General features: G+C 60.5%; 13 protein-coding genes and 1 pseudogene. 1 reads left to right on the forward strand and 13 read right to left on the reverse strand.

Annotated elements, in window-relative coordinates; translation table 11 throughout:
• The 5 genes and pseudogenes from QKE52_RS04935 to QKE52_RS04955 form a co-directional block, all read right to left on the reverse strand.
• Positions 1-737 (reverse strand): annotated as a pseudogene (locus QKE52_RS04935) (adhesin); the annotation flags it as partial.
• Between the two features lie 692 nt (positions 738-1,429).
• A complete protein-coding gene (purT, locus tag QKE52_RS04940; protein ID WP_347948295.1) occupies positions 1,430-2,779 on the reverse strand; it encodes a formate-dependent phosphoribosylglycinamide formyltransferase in 1,350 nt (449 codons plus the stop codon).
• Positions 2,780-3,035: 256 nt separating this feature from the next.
• Positions 3,036-8,075, reverse strand: a complete 5,040-nt coding sequence (locus QKE52_RS04945) for a YPDG domain-containing protein (protein ID WP_347948296.1) — start codon at positions 8,073-8,075, stop codon at positions 3,036-3,038.
• Positions 8,076-8,662: 587 nt separating this feature from the next.
• Positions 8,663-9,955: an adenylosuccinate synthase gene (locus tag QKE52_RS04950; RefSeq protein ID WP_070509851.1), complete on the reverse strand. Its 1,293-nt coding sequence runs from the start codon at positions 9,953-9,955 to the stop codon at positions 8,663-8,665.
• 150 nt (positions 9,956-10,105) lie between these two features.
• Positions 10,106-11,194, reverse strand: a complete 1,089-nt coding sequence (locus QKE52_RS04955; RefSeq protein WP_071409876.1) for a hypothetical protein — start codon at positions 11,192-11,194, stop codon at positions 10,106-10,108.
• Between the two features lie 195 nt (positions 11,195-11,389).
• Between QKE52_RS04955 and QKE52_RS04960 the strand changes: the two genes are divergently transcribed.
• The gene (locus QKE52_RS04960) at positions 11,390-12,319 is read left to right on the forward strand and encodes a hypothetical protein (RefSeq protein ID WP_347948297.1); all 930 of its coding nucleotides are present in this window, start codon (positions 11,390-11,392) and stop codon (positions 12,317-12,319) included.
• 26 nt (positions 12,320-12,345) lie between these two features.
• On the opposite strand, the gene QKE52_RS04965 is transcribed toward QKE52_RS04960, so the two are convergent.
• The 8 genes from QKE52_RS04965 to clpB form a co-directional block, all read right to left on the reverse strand.
• On the reverse strand, positions 12,346-13,566 hold the full coding sequence (locus tag QKE52_RS04965; RefSeq protein ID WP_070509844.1) for an FUSC family protein: 1,221 nt from the start codon (positions 13,564-13,566) through the stop codon (positions 12,346-12,348).
• Between the two features lie 141 nt (positions 13,567-13,707).
• Positions 13,708-14,742 (reverse strand): class II fructose-bisphosphate aldolase, encoded by a 1,035-nt coding sequence (gene fbaA, locus QKE52_RS04970; protein ID WP_144014041.1) that lies wholly within the window; start codon positions 14,740-14,742, stop codon positions 13,708-13,710.
• Between the two features lie 181 nt (positions 14,743-14,923).
• Entirely contained in the window at positions 14,924-16,123 is a 1,200-nt protein-coding gene (locus QKE52_RS04975) for a glycoside hydrolase family 76 protein (protein ID WP_070682384.1), read from the reverse strand.
• A 63-nt stretch (positions 16,124-16,186) separates the two neighbouring features.
• A complete protein-coding gene (locus QKE52_RS04980) occupies positions 16,187-16,861 on the reverse strand; it encodes a TrmH family RNA methyltransferase (RefSeq protein WP_071407172.1) in 675 nt (224 codons plus the stop codon).
• Complete coding sequence (gene pyrE / locus QKE52_RS04985) at positions 16,854-17,399, reverse strand: orotate phosphoribosyltransferase (protein ID WP_070753941.1); 546 nt, start codon at positions 17,397-17,399, stop codon at positions 16,854-16,856. The genes QKE52_RS04980 and pyrE overlap by 8 nt, the downstream gene beginning before the upstream one ends.
• A gap of 125 nt (positions 17,400-17,524) precedes the next feature.
• On the reverse strand, positions 17,525-18,790 hold the full coding sequence (locus tag QKE52_RS04990) for a hypothetical protein (RefSeq protein ID WP_347948298.1): 1,266 nt from the start codon (positions 18,788-18,790) through the stop codon (positions 17,525-17,527).
• Positions 18,791-18,887: 97 nt separating this feature from the next.
• Entirely contained in the window at positions 18,888-19,739 is an 852-nt protein-coding gene (locus tag QKE52_RS04995) for a sulfurtransferase (RefSeq protein WP_293775890.1), read from the reverse strand.
• A gap of 83 nt (positions 19,740-19,822) precedes the next feature.
• Positions 19,823-22,384: an ATP-dependent chaperone ClpB gene (clpB, locus tag QKE52_RS05000; protein WP_347948299.1), complete on the reverse strand. Its 2,562-nt coding sequence runs from the start codon at positions 22,382-22,384 to the stop codon at positions 19,823-19,825.
• Between the last annotated feature and the right edge of the window lie 279 nt (positions 22,385-22,663).

Genomic DNA, 22,663 nt, shown 5'->3' on the forward strand with positions numbered 1-22,663 from the left:
TCTGGAAGACCAGGCTGGTCAATCGGAACCACACGCTGTCCCCCACCACTGTTATGAGTGGTTATGCCGTTGGGACCAACCACAGTGATGAAGGCATCCGCCGGCTGCTCAGGGATAGTAACCGACGGATCGGCTTCAAACTGCTGGTCGAGCGTTTGGGCATTGTCCTTTAGAATGCGCAGCCCCGTGTTCGCCGTGAAATCCTCTGAATTGCCGTCGAACCCGTGGAGCGGACGTGCCAGACCAGAAACATTTCCGCCGTCGTTTGCGTGAATAAACTTAATCGCGGCAGCCCTACCCGACGCATCAGAGACGAGCGCTGCCAAGTAAACGCTGTAACGGTTAGCAAGTTTCTTATCGCCAGCCGCCGTAGCATCACGCAGCTTCATTGCAATGCCGATAGCCGCATTCTGGAACTTCGGGTCATCAAAGCGAATCGCACCTGCTGTGGACTTCTTGTAGCTGCCCTTCTTGAGCATGGGATCGGCAACAGTGTAATCAATACACCAGCCCCATCCGACATCATTGTTCTTGTGAGGGTTTCTCGCACCTTCTGGCGGAACACCAGCCCACACAAGCTGGCCCCAGCTATGATCTCCGCCAATTTTCGCATTTTCAGCGCCCAAGGTGGTGTTAGGCACGAAATCAGTCGGCTCGGCCGCGCCAGCCTTCGCCCAGGGAACGGTAACCATGGCCGCAATTACTGCAATTGCTGTAAGCACAGCAGTAAAGACCATCCACCCCTCTCTGGAGATATTCCTTAATCTACTCATCGTTTCCTCTTCGAATGATGTGAATGTCTACAAGTTTTCTACACAGCAGCCTTAGACCACTGAACCAATCTGAAATCTGGACGTAGGTTTTTACACCCTGACCGGCGATTCCTCTCAGGAATCTCACGAACTCTTATAGTTCACTCAGGAGACTATCATTCAATACGGGAAGCTGCAAGGTATCTCATTGCTCTATAAATTTCGCCTATACCCAAGTTGGAGCATGTTTATGCTGTACTAAACCACTTTCAAGTCAGACTGTCCCCCCTCTATCGCCTACTTGTTCTATTTTTTGTTGACGTCGTCAATTTCTAAGCAATTCTTATAATTCTCTACCTAAGATTTGCTAAGTTTACATATCAGTTTTCGCCCATCCGGATTGCGCTCGGAAACCTTCCGCCAGCGCAACAGCACAGTGCGCACCCGCGCTGGCCTAATCCCCTTGTAAGCACCTACGAACCTCACCACCTTGCAGCACCCCAAGGCCCGCGGAAACTCGTACTCGCGAGCACTTAACATCCTTACCGCTACACCTCGCAGACACGCGAAACGGCCGTGCGCAAAGCACGGCCGTCTTTCCCCATTAGAAACCTCACCCCACAGGGCTTAGGCCACTGCCCCCATTAAACATTTTTATGGATCACCGAGCCCCCTCTTTAATCATCGGCGGAACGCGTGAGCTTCGGGTCAACGTCGACGACAGGCTCGGGAACCTCAATAACCTCGATGTCGGAAACCGGCGAGCCCGCGGGCGCCACAGGTTGCGCATCCACCTGGTCTCCCCCTGAAGACGAGTCCGGCTCCACAGTAATCTTCGCCGCCGCGAGTGCTGCCCTGTCGCGGGCGGTCTCAACGTCCTCGGCGGTCGTAGCCACCATGCCCATGCGGCGGCCGGCGTAGGCCCAGGGCTTGCCAAACAGGCGCACGTCAGTTTCCTCATACGCCAGGGCGGCATCGAGGCCGGAGTAGGAGACGTCATCAAGCTCAGCGTCCGCGTGCAAAATGACCGCCGCACCGGGACTGACCAACGTCACATCGATCGGGAAGCCCAACATTGCGCGGACATGGAGTTCAAACTCAGAGAAGCGCTGTGTGTATCCAGTCAGCATTGCGGTATCCAAAGGACGCGGCGAAACAGAGGAGAAATACACCTCATCACCCGCCACGAAGAGCTCAACGCCGTAGACACCACGCCCACCCAATTCGTTGGAGATGCGCGCGGCCACGGAGCGTGCGTTCGCCAGGGCGTCTTCACTCATCGCCATCGGCTGCCAGGACTCCACCAGATCCCCCTTCTCGTGGCGGTGGCCAATGGGCTCACTGAACCACGTGGCCATCTTGCCCGTAGCCGGGTCAATGGAGCGCACAGCAAGCAGCGTGACCTCATAGTCAAAGTCGACGAAGCGTTCCACCACGACGCGCTTATACTCCGAGGACACGTGGCGCACCATGGCCCAGGCCTCCTCCACGTCCTCTTCTTCCTTAAGAAGGATGTGCCCCTTCCCTGAGGTCGTAATGTCCGGCTTCACGATGCACGGCAGCCCCAACTCCCCCACTGCCTCCTGCAACTCCTCAGCGGACTCAGCAAAGCGATAGGCAGTGACGGGCAGCCCAATCCTCTCAGCGACCTCACGCACGCTCTCACGGCACTGCGTGAGCTCACAAGCCCGCGCTGACGGCACGACAGTGGTGCCGAATTCCTCTATACGCTTCAGCGTCTCCACCGCGACAGTCTCCACCTCTGGGACTACGTAGTCTGGCTTAATCTTCTCAGTCAGCTCCCACACCTTGTATGGGTCCCTAATGTCTGCGATGTAGCTAAAGTGCGCAAGCTGTTGCGCGGGTGCTCCTGCGTAGCGGTCCACGGCGTGAACCTCAAGCCCTAAGTTCTGAAAGGCAATTACTAACTGCTTGCCCAGCTCACCCGCCCCTAGGAGCAGCACCTTGGTGGCGTTTCCTGTTAGGGGGGTTCCGATCTGGCCTGCGATGTCGCCTGCGGTAGTCATTCTCGAATTATCGCACACATTTGACGCCTCGCTGCTTGGCGACGTCCCCCTGTTCCCCACAACCACCAAAACTCACTGTGTCCCACGACGACGCATTGCCGCCCCGGGCTCCGGCCCGGGGGCGCAGGATCACCAAAGCCCCCTTTACCCACCGCAGGGAAACAGTGGGAAAGGGGGCCTGGTGCTACAGACTGACCTTCTAGCGTGTCAGCCGGCCACGGGGGCCGACTGGCCCTCGGTTATCGCGGTCTTCCTCTTACTTGGAGGAACCCTCACCAGCACCCGGTGCACAAGCATCAGCCAACAGGCCGATAGCCAGAGCACCAGCAGCAATCAGAGCCACAGCACCAGCAGCCTGCTGGTAATCAGCACCGAAGCGCTTGAGCTGAGCATTGATGCCATTGACCTGGTCAGCCAACGGGCCGTTGAACAGACCAGCCTGCTGCTGCAGACGGGTATTCAGATCCTGAATCTGCTTGTTAATCGGAGCAACAAACTCCGACAGACCCGGAATGTTCATCTGGGAAGCCAGACCAACCGGAATCAGGAACAGCAGCGGGATACCAATACCCAAACCGGTGTTGATGCAACGCTCAGACAGGTTGGAAGAACCATTCCAGTCAGGCAACTTCGAGGAACCGTTCGGGTCCTTCTCCGGCTTGGAGTCCGGGTTATTCGGATCAGTCGGCTTGCCGTTGTTCTTGGAACCAGTGACCTCGTCACCATCGTTGGTGCCGTCACCATCGGTATCAGCCTTCTTCGGGTCAGTCGGAGCACCCTTCTCACCCGGCTTAACCTTGTTGCCGTCCTTATCGAACGGGTTCTTGGAGCCGTCTACCTCGTCACCGTCATTGATGCCGTCACCATCGGTGTCAGCCTTATTCGGATCGGTGCCAAGCTCCTTCTCCTGCTCGTCAGTCAGACCGTCACCATCGGTGTCCTTGTCCTTCGGATCTTTATCACCAGGCTTGTCATCCTCGCCCGGCTTGTTCGGATCAATCGGCCAGGACGGGTAGTCCGGGTACGACGGGTTAGAAGGCTTCTTACCTGGCTTATCAACCAAGTCAGCAACACCGTTGTTGTTCTTATCGGTGATACCGGTATCGCCAAGGCCGTCGCCGTCCTTGTCTTCAACCTTGCCCTCAGGAACCTCAGACTCATCACGGTTCTTCTTACCGTCACCGTCAGTGTCCTCGTCACCATCGTTGACGCCGTCACCATCGGTATCCGGGTTCAACGGGTTCAGGCCAGCGGCCTTCTCATCATCATTAGAAACACCGTCGCCGTCAGCGTCCGGGTCCTCTTCGTTGATGATGCCGTCGCCGTCCTTGTCACCCTTCGGGCCATCCTCGTCATCCTTATCAATGATGTCCGGGATGCCATCACCGTCAGAGTCCTTGGACTCATCAACAGTCGGGTCAGACTCCTCAGCGTTGGTCTTGCCATCACCGTCAGCGTCCTCATCACCATCGTTGACGCCGTCACCATCGGTATCCGGGTTGTACGGGTCAGTGCCAGCAACCTTCTCGTCGGTGTTGTTGACACCATCACCATCGATATCCGGGTCAACAGCATCCGGGATGCCGTCCTTGTCAGTGTCGTTGGTCAGCGGACCATCGGTGATGTCAGCCTTGCCGTCCTCCGGATCCTTATCGGTAACACCGGTATCGCCAAGGCCGTCGCCGTCCTCGTCCTTAACCGGACCCTCAGGAACCTCAGACTCATCACGGTTCTTCTTACCGTCACCGTCAGTATCCTCGTCACCATCGTTGACGCCGTCACCATCGGTATCCGGGTTCAACGGATCAAGACCGGCTTCCTTCTCATCATCATTAGAAACACCATCGCCGTCAGCGTCCGGGTCCTCTTCATTGATGATGCCGTCGCCGTCCTTGTCACCCTTCGGACCATCCTCATCATCACGGTCAATGATGTCCGGGATGCCATCACCATCCTTATCGGTGATCTTGTCCTCATTCGGGTTGGACTCGTCCTTGTTCGGCTTGCCGTCACCGTCGGTGTCCTCGTCACCATCGTTGACGCCGTCGCCATCGGTATCCGGGTTGTACGGGTCAGTGCCAGCAGCCTTCTCATCAGAGTTGTTGACACCATCACCATCAATGTCGGGATCCTGAGAATCAGGGATACCGTCACCATCAGTGTCCGGATCCTCGATCATCCGCTCGGTTACCGTGAGCTTGAACTCATCCGAGGCATTCTTTCCATCCTTGGTCGCCTTGACCTTGATGTCATAGGACTTCAGCTCAGCATCTGCCGGCACCTCGCCCTCGATCGCGTTGGTATCCGGGTTGTACTTCAGGAACTCAGGCAGACCATCAACGGCTACCTCCGCACCATCAGTTGCCTTTACCGGGATGGAAACCTTTTCACCACGGGGAACCTTCATGTCCGGGATAGCATCCACGGACACATCGGCCTCGGGAGCATCCGGCTGCTCAACCGTGACAGTCACCGTGGCATCATCAGTCGAACCATCCGGATAAGTCACCTTAACCGGAACCTCAATCTTCGTACCAGGCTCAGCGCCCTCAGGAATGGTCACCTTGACGGAACCATCCTCGTTAACGGTCACACCCTCCGGCGCGCCCTCGCCCTTTTCAAACTTGGTGCCCTCCGGCGGAGTGGTCTCCTTGCCGTCGCCGTCCTTAAACGTCGGCTTCTTAATCTCGACGTCATCACCCGGCTTACCAGAGCCGTTCTCATACTCAGGAGTGTACTGGTCAGTGTCCTTGTCACCAGGCTGCTCAACCGTGACAGTCACCGTGGCATCATCAGTCGAACCATCCGGATAAGTCACCTTAACCGGAACCTCAATCTTCGTACCAGGCTCAGCGCCCTCAGGAATGGTCACCTTGACGGAACCATCCTCGTTAACGGTCACACCCTCCGGCGCGCCCTCGCCCTTTTCAAACTTGGTGCCCTCCGGCGGAGTGGTCTCCTTGCCGTCGCCGTCCTTAAACGTCGGCTTCTTAATCTCGACGTCATCACCCGGCTTACCAGAGCCGTTCTCATACTCAGGAGTGTACTGGTCGGAATCACGATCGGTGGATTCAACGACGAAAGGAGCGGTACCGGTTGCGGTCGTGCCGTCCTGGTAGGTGACCTGGACCGGAACCTCGATGCTGTCCTTGTTGGCTGCATCAGCCGGGAAGGTTACGGAAACCTCACCGGTCTTCTCATCAACGGTGACGGTGTAACCCTCTGGAGCCTTGAAGGTCTCAGGCAGCGCGAACTTCGTCGGCGCCTTCTTCTCGTCCTGAGCCTTCAGCTCCTCAGCGCTAAGCTTCTCGACGTCATCGGTCGCCGTATTGTCGAAAGTCGGAGCCTTGGACTTGGTTGGTTCACCAGGCTTAGCCGGAGTCTCCTCGTAGTGTGGCTGCCAACCAACCAGAACCGTGAACGAGTCTGCTGCAATCGCCTGACCGCGCTCCTTGGTCTTCTTGTTGACTGGGTACAGGTACGCCGTGAACGTCGTAGTGGACTTAACACCCGTGGTGTCGAACTGGCACGAATCGATAATGCCGTTAGCCTTAGGGTCTTCCGGAGCACAGGTGTGAACGACCTCGCCAGTCTCCTGGTTAATCCACTCGATCTGGTACTGCAGACCGTCAACCCACTGGATCGGCAGACCCGCCGTCTTGGTATCAACCTTCGCACCCGGCTTCGCTGGGTTCTGGCGGGTATCGTACTTGAGCACATCGAAGACCACGTAGTCCGAGTAGATAACGTTGCGGTTCTCCAGCAGGTAATGCTCGCCAGCGCCGTAGACAATGCCACCAGCCCACTTGCCCTCACCGTTGAACACGTACTGGTCACGCGGCAGGAAGGAGTTGTTGTAGAACGGCGTGAACTGACCAAGCCCCTCAGTCTCCTCCGTAGAGAAGAACAGCCAGTCCCAGTTCACGTGCTTCGGAATGTTCTTGATGCCACGACCAGTAACGGACCTCTCCCAGCTACCGACGTCTGCAGCAGGCGCAACCTGGCCAAACAGGTTATAAGCATTGTGCTTCGAACCGTCAGGGAAGGTCACCTCAGCACCGTTATCACGCGCCAGGTCGGTGTAGATGAGCGCGCCGTCGTCGTAGCCACGGTCGACGTTGTTGGTTGTCCCGGTATTTCGCCCAAAGGTGCCCTTGAACTGCAGCGTGTAGTCGCCCTTGCTGTCGACAGTGGCTTCAGAGGTCTCGGCAATCCACTTGTCCTTGCCCTCTTCCGCCATCTTGCGCTTGATCCAGTTCTGCAGCGCAGTCTCGTTGCGGTTGGTCCAACCACGCCCGCGGATCTCGTCGAAGCCAAGATCCTTAGCAGCCTTCGTCTTGATCTCGTTAACTGCGTAGTCAGACAGGTAGGAACCGTAAACCTTCACGCCCGTTGCCGGCACATCGGCACCGTTCATCTTGTTCATCAGGCTCGGAGTGAACGCGCCCTGCGTATTGTACAGGTGCCAGAACAGGTTGCCCTTGATCTGGCCAGGACCATTGCCAACCACCGGGTTCTGATCAGCCTTGTCACGGTGCATCACGTCATGGCGGGTCTTCTCACCAAATGCGAAACGAACGTTGGTCACGCGGTCCGGGCCAACGAGCCAGCCCATGCCACCCGGGGTGTCGTACGTAGCCGCATTCGGACCCATGTGGCCGAAGTTGTAGCCATACAGCTGCGTGAAGTTATCCGTATCCGGGTTATCCACCCACACACGAATCTTCTCGTACTGCGGACCATTCGGGTCTGCGTCAAACTTGACGACCTCGCCCTTCGCATTGTTGAAAGGCTTCATATTGATGGTGTAGTAACCATCTTCACGCGTGGTGGTGGTGTACACCGGCGAGGTGACGCCGCCCTTTTCAGTCCACTGAGCGTAAACGCGCACGCCTGCCATCGGGATCGGCTTCCATGGATCACGGGTACCCGGGTTCACCGAAAGGTCACCATCGCGCTGGTGAATGACGTAGCCCTCGATAGATTCGTTGGTGCCTTGCTCAGCACCAGACTCGATGGCACCCTCAACCTTAATCGGCTGGTCGCTAAACTCGTACCGCTGCTCATCTACCACAGACTGGTAAACACCATCGGCATTCTTGCCTGGGTACTTGACGCCATTACCGGCGGTGTTCGACTGGCCAGCCTCAGCCGGGGTGCCAGCGACCGCGGCCACTGGGAAGTTCGGGGTTACCGAGTGGACGAAGGGGCCCACCATAGCAATAGAGAGCGCCGCGGCAGCAATAGTAGTGCCGCGACGGCGTACAGCTGTACGCTTAATTTCCTTCTTGTTCATATCAAGAAGCCCTTTCCTTAAGACTTGAAAGAACTGATCACGCTAGGGATACGTGACCGCGCAAGGGGTGATACCGGCTTACGCAACCGAGAGCAGCTCACATCTGTCACCTTGGAAGAAGGTCAGAGGTTTCCAAGGGTCTATGAACAAACTCGTCTCTAATGTTAACTCCGTGCACGAATTAAAGGAACCGTACGGAATCCTGAAAATTTCATGAATGCAAACTTTTTGCCGCTAACAACACGAAGCACATGTTTGACCTGCTCTTTTCGCCGCGATTGCGACACGCGGTTGCGATTGTTAAATAGCTCACGTCGTCACATCCGTAACATTTTCCCCAGGAATATACTCCTAACGGGGGTGTTTTATACAGCATAGTGACGGGTGGAGGTGTGGGAGGCGTCGCCAAGCAGGGTGTATTGAGCGCACAAATGTAGCCATAGAAACACAAACCGCCCCGCTTCCCTGTGCGTGGTGCGTGCAGGTGGTTGTGTGCACGATGCTGCAGGAGAAGCAGGGCGGTTGCTTTGTGACACCGCCGCCGTTAGGCGGTGCCTGAGGTTGTGCGGCTTGGACTCTTTGGCGCCTTACTGGTCTTGCATGACGTCGTGGCGCACGATGGTCTGGTCGCGGCCGGGGCCAACGCCGATGTAGGAGATACGGCAGCCGGAGAGCTCCTCCAAGCGCAGGACATAATCCTGTGCCTTCTGCGGAAGCTCCTCAAAGGTCTGGCAGCCGGTGATGTCCTCATCCCAAGCCGGCATGGTCTCAAAGATGGGCTCGGCGTGGTGGAACTCAGACTGGGTCAGCGGCATCTCGTCGTAGCGCTTGCCATCAACATCGTAAGCCACGCAGATGGGGATCTCACCAATGCCGGTAAGCACGTCCAGCTTGGTCAGGAAGTAATCCGTGAAGCCGTTGACGCGGGTGGCGTAGCGGGCAATGACGGAGTCATACCAACCGCAGCGGCGCTTGCGGCCGGTGTTGACGCCGATTTCGCCGCCGGTGGTCTGCAGATACTCGCCCCACTTATCGAAAAGCTCCGTGGGGAACGGACCCGCACCGACGCGGGTGGTGTAGGCCTTGATGATGCCCAGGGAGGTAGTAATGCGCGTCGGACCAATGCCGGAGCCCACAGCAGCGCCACCGGCAGTCGGGTTCGAGGAGGTCACGAACGGGTAGGTGCCGTGGTCAACGTCCAGCATGGTGGCCTGGCCGCCTTCCATGAGGACGTGCTTGCTCTCATCCAGCGCCTGGTTCAGCTCCAGCTCGGCCTCAATAACCATCGGGCGCAGGCGCTCGCGGTAGCTCAGGAAGTACTCCACAACCTGCTCCGGCTCGATGGCCTTGCGGTTGTACATCTTCACCAGCATCTGGTTCTTAATGTCCAAGGCGGACTCGACCTTCTGGCGCAGGATGGACTCATCGAAGATGTCCTGCACGCGGATACCGATGCGGGCGACCTTGTCGGCATAAGCCGGGCCGATACCGCGGCCGGTGGTGCCGATGGCGCGCTTGCCCAGGAAGCGCTCCTGCACGCGGTCAAGCGTCTGGTGGTAGGGCGCCACGAGGTGCGCATTGGCGGAAATCTTCAGGCGCGAAGCGTTAGCGCCGCGGGCTTCGAGGCCATCAATCTCATCGAAGAGGGCCTCCAGGTTAATCACCACGCCGTTGCCCAGGACTGGGGTGGCGTTTTCAGAGAGAATACCGGCGGGAAGGAGCTTCAGCTCGTACTTCTCGCCGCCGACCACGACGGTGTGGCCGGCATTGTTACCGCCGTTGGGCTTAACTACGTAATCGACTTTGCCGCCGAGGATGTCGGTAGCCTTGCCCTTGCCTTCATCGCCCCACTGGGCGCCGACGATGACGATCGCTGCCATGTTTGATGTCACTTCCTATTTATTGAAGTCAAATACGCACCTACTTTACCCGCCGCAGCGGTGCAGCGGTGAGTTTGTGACAAGCTCGTCAGGAATTGATGCGCCGGCACCTTCGTGGAGAGGTTCGTCCCGAACCTCGTTCAAGTCCAACTACGCGATTTCGGTGTTTGAGTTGGCACCGTCGCCCTTGTCTTTCTCTTCGATGAAGATGGTGTCATTGGTGAACATCAGCCTCGAATTGTTTGGGGTGCTGATAATGATCCCATCGTCAACGACAGCGATTTGAGCTTCAATGTCATCGATGCCGATTCGGTAGAGACCGTTGCTATCGATCTTCTTGCCGTCAGTTGGGAGGTTGTCGACACCACCCTGGCTGTACCTGGTTTCACCCTCCAGCGGTAGGAGGCTCACCACATCGAATTCCATATCTTCCGGCAGGTTGGTCTTATCGCTCTTGATAACCCAGGCTCCGCCACCGCCGTGTGCGCAGTCAATGGATTTTTCATTCGCATCGATACCGCACACCAAGTTCCAACCGTCGGCGGAAATATCGAACAGCGTTTCACCGCGGAGGTCTTCTTCATCCTTGGCCAGGTCCGCGGAGTCGGTGAGCTCTGACTTTACGTCAATGAAGAATATGTCCGAGTTCACACCGTCAAAGGAGTTCTCCATCGAAGGTGCCTCAGTGCCTGGGCGCTTGTACACCTTTCCTTCGACGCCGACAATGTCTCCTTCAGTCTTGGACTCATAGGTGTAACCCTCTCCATCCTCAGTGACCTCAAATGAGGAGGACGTGATGTACAGGGCATTCTCGTCGTAGACCCTGCCGTTGACGAAGAAGACGGGAACCTTCACGGGTTCGCCATCGAACTTGCCCTCCAACACCACGTAGCTGAGGAACTTGCAGGGGTCATACTCGTCTTCGCCGATGGTGAGGTCCTCAAATTTCTCGGTGGAGCCTTTCACGTAGGCTTCCTTGTTATCAAGGACCTTGCCAAGGTCGGTGTCCTCGAGCTCCTTCTTTTCTTCGCAGTTAGGGTGCGTGCTGGAGGAGGAAGTGCTGCTCGGTGTCGACGATGTCGTCGCGCTGGCCTTCGTAGAACTAGTCACGGACGCGGCGGCGGCCTCGGTGAAGGCGGGTTCCTCGGCTTCCGTCTGTGAACCCCCGCCGAAACTGCACGAACTCACCAACAGTCCAGCGGCGGATACAAGCGCAAGGGTTGCCATACGGGTGGACACGGTGAATACCTCCAGCTATCAGACAAAGAAAAAGTTAAGTGTTAAGAAGTTGAGAGTTGCTTTGGAGTTAAGCGTTGTAATGGAGCCTACCTAGCAGATGTGACGTGCACTACTTAGTTTCTGGAAGCGCCGTTGGTTGAGCGGCGCTGGCGCTCCTTTTTCGCGAACCTCTTCTCACGCTTCTATGCTTCTTGTATGATCTGTGCGCTTGTAGACTGCGGCGGCCATCTCACTGAGGCCCATACCGATGCCCTCGCTGAGGCTCAACAGAGCGGAATCCGCGTTGAGCACTTCCGCGTCGCCTCGGTCCCCAGCCGGCAGGAGCTGAAGGCTATTGATGCGCTGGCCAGGGACATCCTTCCGGAGGACCCCACTCCATCGCTGGATAAGATTGCCGCGCAACCGGACGTGAGTCACCTCGGCGAGCCGGGCCCAGCACCCCAAAAGCAGTACTTGCGCGAGCCTTTGCGCATCGTGGTTATTGGCAGCGACGCCGCACTCAGCGCGGTGTTGACCCGCATGATGCGGGCGGATTACCTGTGGGCCGAGGTTGGGTATGTCCCCACCGGGGAGCATTCCACAGCGGCGATGAATTGGGGCCTGAAATCGAGCGGAGCGGGTCAGGAGCGCCAGGGGCCCGGCAACCAGGGAGCAGTAATGGAGGAAGCACTCTCCTTTGCCATGACCGCGCCCGTCAAGCCGGTGCCGCTCATCCGTAATGACGCGGGCCTCGCCGTGGCGGGCTCGGCAACGATTGCGGAATGGTCGAATGAGGAGATCACCGGGGAGATCATCGTCGACGATGCCGTGCTGCTGCGCGCAGATCGTGAGAAAGATGTCTTCGGAGCAAAGCTCGTACCAATGACGGATGCGCCGGGCATCGTGGCAGCGAAGGCGGTGACGAGCTTTGAAGCGGAGGCTGCACCGCGCCGTGGGCTGTTCACCCGCCTGCGCAAGCCTGCCCAACCTGGACAACTCGACCCGGCCAGCGTCGTGCAGGGCCGGGCGGTGCAGGCAGGAGGGCCGTCGCTCAGCGTCAGCGTCGATGGAGTCCGTGCCAAGCGGCCGGTCAAGCGCGTGACGTTCTACCGCCACCTGCGGGACCTGCAGATCGTGCGGCCCTAGCCTGTATCAGCTGCCCTAGCCCAGCCTTAGTTTTCCTCCCAGACCTCCGGCGGGTAGGCCGGGTGCTTGGAGGTGGGCACGAGTTGTGCCACGGCCGACTCCCGCGACATGCCACACACCATGAGAAGGTCCACGATGATGGAGCGCGTCTGGGCGAGCACGGCATAAGCGGAGAGGACTGCCTCCTCGCCGGCAACGTCCATCGAGCAGCGCGCACCCAGCTGGCGTAGGCGTTTGACGATGTCCGGGATGGCATGCGCCTCATCCACGCGGCGCTCACGCGCTGTTTGGTGAGTGTAGAGATCGGATAGCTCCATCGTGATTTCAGCGAGTTCGTCGATGATCTCAACTTGCTCGGGCGTGGCCTGGTCGCCGTCCTCGGAGAGAACAAGCGCACGGCGGGAGAGCACGCGGGTGCCGCGGACCACGTTGTCGACGGGCGTGAGGATGCGCTCCAGGGAGCGAACGGTGCGCTGCGAGCTCCACAGGAAGGGCGAGAGGCGTGCGGTTTCCGCACCGCCCTTGGTGGCGTTAAGCATGTTGTTGATGTCATCCTGCGTGCCGCGCACCGCGTCGCGTGCTTCCGTGATGGTCTCAGGATCGTTTTCCTCCAGGCCCTTGGCCACGTCGGAGAGGACCAAGGAGGTAATGCCCAAGACCTTCGAGACTTCCGAGCGGCCCGCCCGCAGGGGCGAGGAGGGAATCAGCACGATCATCGTGAGGCCAATGACCGCGCCGATGATGGCGTCAATGGCACGGGAGATGCCGCCCATTTCTTCTGGGGGAAGAATGGTGGCGATGAGGATGGCGGCAATGACGATTTGATTGCTCACCAGCTGCGAACTAGTGAAGAAGGAACCGATAATCAGGGCCAACCCGATGATGATGGTCATGTGGATGGGGCCGGTCCCGAGGGCGTCGACAAGCAGCGTGCCCACCAAGACTCCCACGACACCGCCGAGGGCCATGTCCACGGCGCGCTTGAGGCGGTCCCTGCCCGATAAGCCGAGGATGATGATGACGGCCATCGGGGCAAAGAAGGGCTGCGCGTGGCCGAAGAAATCGTGCGCAACATAGAAGGCCAAACCCGCGCCTATCGTGCACTGAAGCATGAACACGAGCCGGTTGCGGATGCGTGTCAGGCGCGCCTTGAGGGACTTATCCACCAACCGCAGCTGCTCGCGGGTGGTCTTGCGAACACGCTTGACGGTACTCGACGAACTCGACGATGACTCTTGCGCTTCCATGACTCCGGTATTTTACGCGTTCTGGCGGCGGGTTTGGACGAACAAAGCCACCCCTTTGACGTCAAGGGGTGGCTTGTTGGGATGGCGCGACGCCACTTAGCGCCAGTGGGTGCTCAGCGTCGGCATCCGGTTGGTGTGGGTTTACTTGGACACGGTCTTGCCCACGGAGTGCAGGTCCTGGCAGGCCTCAACCACGCGGTCAGCCATGCCCTGCTCAGCCTTCTTGAGGTAGGAGCGCGGGTCGTAGACCTTCTTGTTGCCAACCTCGCCGTCGATCTTGAAGACGCCGTCGTAGTTAGCGAACATGTGGCGAGCGACCGGGTTGGTGAAGGCGTACTGGGTATCGGTGTCAACGTTCATCTTGATGACGCCGTAGCGCAGTGCCTCCTCAATCTTCTCCTTCTCGGAGCCGGAGCCGCCGTGGAAGACGAAGTCGAAGGGCTGGGCGCCGGCCTCGAGGCCGAGCTTCTTCACAGCAACCTTCTGGCCCTCATCGAGGACCTCCGGGCGTAGCTTCACGTTGCCCGGCTTGTACACGCCGTGGACGTTACCGAAGGTAGCGGCCAGCAGGTAGCGGCCCTTCTCACCGGTGCCGAGGGCATCGACGGTCTTCTCAAAGTCCTCCGGGGAGGTGTAGAGGTTAGCGCCGGCCTTAGCCTCAACGCCGTCCTCTTCGCCGCCGACAACGCCGATCTCGACCTCGAGGATGATGTTGGCGTTGTGGGCCTTCTCGAGGAGCTCCTGGGCGATCACGAGGTTCTCATCGATCGGGATAGCGGAGCCGTCCCACATGTGGGACTGGAAGAGCGGAAGCTCGCCGCGGTCAACGCGCTCCTGGGAGAAGGCAATCAGCGGGCGCACGTACTCATCCAGAACTTCCTTCTGGCAGTGGTCAGTGTGCAGCGCAACGTTAATGCCGTAGTGCTGAGCAGCCTCGTGGGCGAAGGCCGCCAGTGCCTTGGCGCCGGCAACCTTGTTCTTCACGGACAGGCCGGAACCGAACTCGGCGCCGCCGGTGGAGAACTGGATGATGCCGTCGGACTCAGCCTCGGCGAAGCCGCGGAGTGCGGCGTTGATGGTTTCGGAGGAGGTGCAGTTAATTGCCGGGAATGCGAAGCCGCCCTTCTTGGCGGTATCCAGCATCTGGTTATAAACCTCAGGGGTTGCAATAGGCATGAAATTCCATCCTTTGGAGTTGCTGTGCAGTAAGCCGTGCCGTCCCACGTCCAGCGAAACAACACGTTCCAACATCCAAGTATGCCTGTTGTTGTGGTTTTCCGCCGCGAGATGTGATGTGACCTCACTTAAACACCGTCTCGCGGGGACGGCACACCCCCGCCTAGCTGGGCAAGCGCTGCTATTTCTTGGATTCTGACTTGTACTTCACAATCCGGGTACAGGCCTCCAACAACATCCAACCGGACAACTGAACGGACAAATCGCGCTCAGCCACGCGGATAATTCCCATCTTCTGGCTCAGCGAAGAGGGCCCAAAACCGTAGTTGTGGGGAAGCTTCGCGTCCGCGGTCCAGTCGGAGCCGAAGATGGGCAAACCATCCACCTCCAAGCGGTGTTCCCACACCGATTCCGCCGAGGCCGTCACGAGGCGAGCAGCCAGCTTCTTGGTTGCGCGGTTGGCTGGGGAATCGCCCGGCAAGCGCACCGCTACGTCCGCCAGGTAGCGAGCAAGGATGCCTTTGAACAGGCCGCCGTCGCCGTCGCCAGTCTGCCAATCGATGACGCCCGTGTACGTTGCCATGCCCGTGGCCACCGCTTGGACCAGGCCGCGGATGCGGGTGGTGTAGTCCATCATGTCCGCAGCGAGTTCGGCCTCGTGGACAGAATCGATATCCTCCACGGAGCGCAGGCCGGTCTTCTCCCGCAGCGCCAGCACGATTTCCAGGCAGGCGCCAAGCACCACGCCCTGGCAATAGGGGTGGATGGCGCGGACGACCTCGCGGCCATCCATGCGCATGCGGATGCCATCCATGACGAAGCCATCGTCATCGATGAGATGGTCATAGATCCAGTCCACGATGTGGCGAGCTTCCTCGACCCGGCCCATGCGAGCCAGCATGATGGCGCCCGGCCCGTTGGAGGGGACGTTGAGGAAGGTCTCACCCTCGCGCCAAGGCAGCACGCCCACCTGTGAGTCGATGCCATCGCGGATGTTGTGCTGCAGGCTGCTCAGCTTCTTGTGGGGGCGCATCTTCTTAAGCTCGCCAGCGCGGGCGATGGCCAGGGCCATCCAGGCCTTGTCGTCGTAGTAGCGGTTCTTCGTCAGTGGCTGGAGGTTGCGCACGTGGACGCCGCGGATGGTGTTGGCGATGAGCGTGCGGCGCGCCTTGGTGTTCTTGCGCAGGGCGGCGTCGACAAGACAGTCCAGGTAGTGTGCCTGCCACCAGTAATGCCAGTGGACGAAGAGTGATTCCTTGGTGGTGGGTGGCCAACTCACCACGGCAAGGTTGGTTCGGGGCAAGCCCCACACGGCTTGCGCGTGGCGCTCATTGATGGCTGTTTCCGCAAGGTCGGCGCGGTGGGACCATTTCTCTAACACTTTTGTCTCATCATTCTCACAATGTGAATTCGTTACCTAGATGTAAACACAGTGCGCGGGATCTCACCAAGCTTTTGATAAATCCGCATGCTGCCGAATCCATGCATGCATGGCAATGCCCGCGGCCACGCCCGCGTTGATGGAGCGAGTAGAACCAAATTGCGCGATGGAGCACGTCATTACTGCTGCATCCTGGGCCTCCGGGCTAACCCCCGGGCCTTCCTGCCCGAAGAGGAGCAAGCAGCGCTCGGGCAGCTCCGCGGTTTCTAGGGGCACACACCCGGGGGTGTTATCGATGGCCACGACGGTCAGGTCTTGGTCCGCCGCCCAGGCCATCAACTCGTTCACGTCCGCATGGTGCATGAGGTGTTGGTACCTGTCGGTGACCATGGCACCGCGCCGGTTCCAGCGGCGCCGGCCCACGATGTGGACGGTATCGACGGCAAAGGCGTTGGCGGTGCGTACCACGGTGCCGATGTTGGCATCGTTCTCGAAATTCTCGATGGCGATGTGCAGGGCATGTCGGCGGGTGTCGATATCCTCCCGGATCGCCTCGCGCGTCCAGTAGCGGTAGGCGTCGACGACATTGCGGCGGTCCCCCTCTGCGAGAAGCTCGGGATCGTATTTCTCCGCTTCGGGGCCTTCGGGCAACGGGCCTTCCCAGGGGCCGACGCCGTGGCGGCCCTCATTCCATTCGGTGGGACCTTTAGCCTCCGCCTCTTCCTCGGGCTTAGGCAAGGCCGAGGTCCTCCAGGCCCAGCAGGTAACGGTATTCCAAGCCCTCGGCGGCGATAGCTGCGCCGGCGTCGGTGTTGCGGTCCACCACGGTGGCCACGCCGACCACCTCGGCGCCGGCCTTGCGCAGCGCCTTGACAGCGGTCAGTGGGGAGTTACCGGTCGTGGTGGTGTCCTCGACAACGAGCACCTTCTGACCCTCGACGTTGAAGCCTTCGATCTGACGCTGCATACCGTGCTTCTTGGCTTCCTTGCGGACAACGAAGGCGTCGATGTCGCGGCCATCGGCGTGCATGATGGCCAACCCGACCGGGTCCGCGCCCATGGTCAGGCCACCGGCAGCGGCGTAGTCCCAGTCGGCGGTGAGCTCGCGGAGCAGCGAGCCGATGAGGCGCGAGGCTTCGTGCTGCAGGGTGGCGCGGCGCAGGTCCACGTAGTAGTCGGCCTCCTTGCCGGAGGACAGCGTGACCTTGCCGTGGACGACGGCCAGCTCCTTCACCAGCTCTGCTAGGCGTTGCTTCTTCTGCTGATCCAGGCTCATCGCTCGCTCCTTAAAGTCTGTGGCTTTCTCGTCTTTAAAAATCCGCTCTGTAGTTTACCCTCTTCCCCGCGGGTGGCCGCCACATCCAGGGTTGCTGGCACACCGAGGGCTGTTGGGAGTTGCTGTTAGTCGAAGATGGACGAGCCGCCGTCGAAACGGCGCGGCAGGCGGGCCTGGTTGTCCTCCGGGGTGGGGTGTTCGCGGCCATCGGCAATCGCATCCACTTCATCCGCACCCAGGCTGGAGTGGTCAATGGTGCCGCGCGCATCGCTGGTGCTGCGGCTCGGCATGACAACCGGTTCGGTGGGTCGCTGGATGGTGGGCGCATCGAGGGAATCATCGCGGTCCGGGACAGCGGTAGGCCCGGTAGGTTCGGGCTGCGGGGGCTGCGGGATGTCGCGGCTCGGGTCGAGTTCATCGACGCGCAGGACCTGTGTCGCCTCAGAGCGCGGCGGAAGGACGCGGGCGGCATTAGCCAGCAGGGCTAGCGGTTCCAGTAGCTCTTCCCACTCCGCGCTGCGGGCGTGCTTGGTGGTTTGGGCAAGAACCCACTCCCCTTCCATCCACACGGCGGTCACTGCGGTGGGTAGGCGGTGTAGCGCCGCGCTGACGCGGGTATCGATGAGGCGCTGGCCCACGCCGGCATCGGAGGCGAAGACCTCAAACCCTTCCTCCTCACGCACGTACACCAGATCCTCGGACGAGTTGTCCACTGTCTCCCCTGCCCGGCGGAAATCCACCACGATGTCGGAGGCCGCGCCGGTGCGCATGGCCATGACCGGGATCGTGCCCATATCGAAAAGGAGGGTCTCGTGGCCGCGGAAGTTTCCGGCCACGATGTCCCTGGGCTCCTGGCCGCGGGCGGCCGCGCCGCGGCTCCACTCATCCGCCAGGTAGGAATCATGCTTGGCGTATTCCCAGCCGCGCTGCTGGCCAAAGGCCTTGCGCTCGCGGCGGGCGCTGCCCGGCACGAAGTACTTGGCGCGCTCCGCACGCTCCGCGAAGCTGGGCGCTGCAGCTTGCGGTTCGGTGAGTTCGTTCGGCTCTGCGGTGAGTTCCTCGGGTTCTTCTGGTTCCTCGGGCTCGTTGGGCTCAGCAACGGGTTCGTCGGAAGGTTCGGGGTTGTACTCGACAACGGGTTCCGGCTCTGCGGTGAACTCTGGTTCCTGAACGACCTCGGGCTCCGGGGTGGAGGCACCCGGCTCGGAGTCGAGCGTTGCGTCAGCGTCGACTGCCGTATCGGTAGCAGCGTCGTCAGCCGTATCGGCAACGGCGCTGTCAGCGGGGTCGCCGGCAGAGAGAGCGGCGCGGCGCTGGCGCTGGTCCAGCCAGAGCACGATGAGACCAGCCACGAGCGCGACGGCGGCGAGGGATAAGAGTACGAAAGGCATCACTGATCGACTCTAATCGCCCGGCGCGCCCGATCCGCACTGACGCGCTGGTCACGCACAGGTTTGGGCGCGCACAACTGGGCGGCGGGTGCGGGCGCTAGACGTGCTCGCGGTCGCCGCGCTCCACTGGGTTCTTCGGGTTGGCTGACCACTGCGACCAGCCACCCACGAAGTGGCGCAGGCCGGTAAAGCCGACGTATTCCAGCACGGCGATGGTGAGCGCGGAGTGGTTGCCGGAGCCGGAGTAGATGATGGCGCCGTCCACGTTTTCCTTGGTCACGCCGTGGTCGTCGAGGATCTCCAGGATCTCTTCCTTGGACTTCCACACGGTGATGTCCTCCGTGTGGAAGAGGCGCTCCGGCAGGTTAACCGCGCCTGGGATGTGGCCGGCCTTCAAGTCGAGGTTCTCGCGGCGGCCGGCGAAGCGGTTGCGCGTGCGAACGTCGAGAAGCAGGCCGTCGTGTTCCTTGACCTCATCAATGGTGACCGTGGGCATTGACCCCGTCGTCACTTTAAAGTCCGAAGGCATGCCCAAGTTGCCGGGGCCGGTCAGCGTGGGCAGTGACTGGGCGCGCCAGTTGGACAGGCCACCGTCGAGGATACGAACGTTGCGGATGCCGGCCCAGCGCAGCGTCCACCACGCGCGGCCGGCGAAGAGGCCACGGCCTTCGTCGTAGACCACGACCTCGCTGTCCGCGTGCAAGCCCCAGTGATCGATCCACTCTTGGACCTTCTCCGTCTGCGGGAGGGGGTTGCGGCCCACCTTGGAGCCGGGTAGACCCACGAAGGCGGAGGCGGCGTCCGCGTACTGGGCGGTCGGAATGTGCAGGGAGGAAAACTGGTTGAAGGCCTCGCCTTCCCCTGGTGCCCAGAGGGAGGCAAGGATGGTTGTCTTGTCACCGCGGTAAATCTTCTCACTCAACTCGTGAGGGGAGATCAAAATGCTCATGCCCCCAGATCATAGGGGCATGAGCGGGTGCTGGCGACCGTTGAGCGCGGTGAGCACTCATCGTGCTCACCGGTTTAGGCGGATTAAGCTGTGCGGGCAGCTAGCTCGAGGTGCTCGCCACCGTCGACGACGTCGACGTGCACGGTATCGCCGTCCACGATGTCACCGGCCAGCAGCTTCTTGGCCAGCTGGTCACCGATGGCCTGCTGGATCAGGCGGCGCAACGGTCGGGCGCCGTAGGCCGGGTCGTAGCCGCGCTCGGCCAGCCACAACTTGGCGGCATCGGAGACCTGCAGAGTCAGGCGACGGCCGGACAGGCGCTCGGCCAAGCCCGTGAGCTGGATGTCCACGATGCCAGAGAGCAGATCCGCGGTGAGCGGCTCAAACATCACCACATCATCAAGACGGTTGATGAACTCCGGCTTGAAGCTGCGCTTGACGGCCTCCATGACCTCCTCCTTGGTACCGCCGGCACCCAGGTTCGAGGTCAGGATGATGACCGTGTTGCGGAAATCCACGGTGCGGCCCTGCCCATCGGTCAGGCGGCCCTCATCGAGCACCTGGAGCAGCACGTCGAAGACATCCGGGTGGGCCTTCTCAACTTCGTCGAAAAGCACCAGCGTGTACGGGCGGCGACGTACAGCTTCGGTGAGCTGTCCGCCGGCGTCATAGCCCACGTATCCCGGAGGGGCACCGACGAGGCGGGCCACGGAGTGCTTCTCACCGAACTCGGACATGTCGATGCGAACCATCGCGGATTCATCATCGAAGAGGAAGTCCGCCAGAGCCTTCGCCAGCTCCGTCTTACCCACGCCCGTGGGGCCCAGGAAGAGGAAGGAACCGGTCGGACGGTTCGGGTCAGCCACACCGGCGCGGGCGCGGCGCACGGCATCGGAGACCGCGGTGACGGCCTCCTTCTGGCCCACCACGCGCTCACCCAGCACGGACTCCATGTTGAGCAGCTTCTCGGTCTCTCCCTGTAGCATCTTGCCGGCCGGGATGCCGGTCCAGGCGGAGACAACCTCCGCGATGGTGTCCGGGGTGACTTCCTCGCTGAGCATGGTGTTGTGCTGCTGCGCGGCCTTCTCCTCGGCGGCAGCCAGGTCCTTCTCCAGCGGCGGGATCTTGCCGTAGTTGATCTCGGAGGCCAGGGCTAGGTCACCATCGCGCTCCGCAATCTCTGCCTGACGGCGCAGATCCTCCAGCTGTTCCTTGATGGTCTGCACGTCATCGATGGCCTTCTTCTCATTGGCCCAGCGGGCCTTGAGCTCACCGAGCTTCTCGCGCTCATCCGCCAGCTCCTGCTGGAGGGCGGTCAGGCGGTCCTTCGAGGCCGCGTCCGACTCCTTCTTCAGGGCCAGCTCCTCAATCTCGAGGCGGCGCACGATGCGCTCCAGCTCATCGATCTCCTGCGGGGAGGAGTCAATCTCCATGCGCAGGCGGGAGCCGGCCTCATCGACCAAGTCGATGGCCTTATCCGGCAGGAAGCGGTTGGTGATGTAGCGGTGAGAGAGCTCCGCGGCAGACACCAGTGCTGAGTCCTGGATGCGCACGCCGTGGTGCACCTCGTAGCGCTCCTTGAGGCCACGGAGGATACCGATGGTGTCCTCCACGGAAGGCTCGGCGGCGTAGACCTGCTGGAAGCGGCGCTCCAGGGCGGCGTCCTTCTCGATGTACTTGCGGTACTCGTCGAGGGTGGTGGCGCCAACCAGGCGGAGTTCGCCGCGGGCCAGCATGGGCTTAATCATGTTGCCAGCATCCATGGAGCCTTCGCCCGATGCACCGGCACCCACGATGGTGTGCAGCTCATCGATGAAGGTGATGATCTGCCCGTCGGAAGCCTTAATCTCATCGAGGACGGCCTTGAGGCGCTCCTCGAACTCGCCGCGGTACTTCGCGCCGGCGACCATGGAGCCAAGGTCCAGGCTCAGCAGTGTCTTGCCCTTGAGGGATTCCGGCACGTCACCGGCTACGATGCGGCGGGCTAGGCCCTCCACAATGGCGGTCTTACCCACGCCGGGCTCACCGATGAGCACCGGGTTATTCTTCGTGCGGCGGCTGAGCACCTGGACCACGCGGCGGATCTCCTGATCGCGGCCGATCACCGGGTCAATCTTGCCCTCGCGGGCGCGGGCGGTGAGGTCCGTGGCGTACTTCTCTAGGGCCTGGAACTGTTCCTCGGGGTTCTCCGAGGTCACCTTGGCCGCGCCGCGCACGGAGGGGAAAGCGCCCTTGAGCGCGTCGTAGGTAGCGCCACGGGAGGTCAATAGCTCGGCAGCATCCGACTTGGAGCCCGCAATAGCTGCAAGCAGGACCTCGGTGGAAACGTACTCATCGCCGAGCTCACCGGCCAGCTCCTGGGCGCGGGTGAGGACGTTGAGAGCGTCGCGGTTAAAGTTCGGGTTCGCCATGTTGGCGCCCTCGGCCTTGGGGAGGGCGTCGATAAGCTGGCGCGCCTCCTTGAGAACCGTCTCCGGATCCACGCCGGTGGCCTTGAGCACCGGGGCGGCGATGCCGTCCTTCTGCTCGAGGATGGCTGCTAAGAGGTGTGCCGGGCGGATGTCCGGGTTACCGTTGGCGGAGGCCGTCTGCAGTGCTTGCTGCAGGGCCTCCTGAGTTTTAGTGGTGGGGTTAAAAGAACTCATTATTGTGTTTCTCCGTTTCTACTGTTTATCCAAACCTCCCTGCGGCTACGGCAGGGAAGGAAGCTTCACTGTCTATAACGCTACAGAACTTGAGTCTGTTCCACTCAACTAGAACTTTTTTAGATCTTTCACCCCCGGCCAGCTTGAGCGCGGTTCGCTCAAGTCTACGGTGTGCGTCTTTTACCCCGACTTAGGTCATGGGCGGGTAAGCAACGCCATTCTTGGCACTGTTCTTGGCGCTGCTGCTTGGCGGTGTTCGGCGGTGGGGTGGGATTGGCC

The sequence above is a fragment of the Corynebacterium sp. c25Ua_47 genome, assembly GCF_039907205.1.
In the GTDB taxonomy this organism is placed as follows: Bacteria; Actinomycetota; Actinomycetes; order Mycobacteriales; family Mycobacteriaceae; genus Corynebacterium; species Corynebacterium hiratae.